The sequence below is a fragment of the Bacillus sp. GbtcB10 genome (assembly GCF_019091365.1).
GTDB lineage: Bacteria > Bacillota > Bacilli > Bacillales > Bacillaceae > Bacillus > Bacillus altitudinis.
Genome location: NZ_JAGXJP010000209.1, coordinates 1 through 263 on the forward strand (window position 1 = coordinate 1; position 263 = coordinate 263).

Sequence of the window (263 nt, forward strand, 5' to 3'; positions counted from 1 at the left end):
ATGGAGATGAAATCCTAGAAAAGTTTAAAGCGATAGTCTCTGAAGCGTTTGGTAATTTACAAGAAATGTTATATTATCGTAGTGACATCGAGTTAGAATTTGAAGAACAAAATTTATTAAATAATGAAAAAGCGTTCGAAATCACCCATAATTACTTTGATTGTACATTACACATGGCAACAGAAGTAGCACTTGATAGTTCTGAATGTGGTGAAAGTACAGTGAACTTTATATTATTTTATAACAACACTCCGCAAACTACC

Annotated in this window: 1 pseudogene; it reads left to right on the forward strand. The window is 31.6% G+C overall.

Going from position 1 to position 263, the window contains the following annotated elements:
- Positions 1–263: pseudogene (locus tag KVT11_RS20110) on the forward strand (hypothetical protein); the annotation flags it as partial.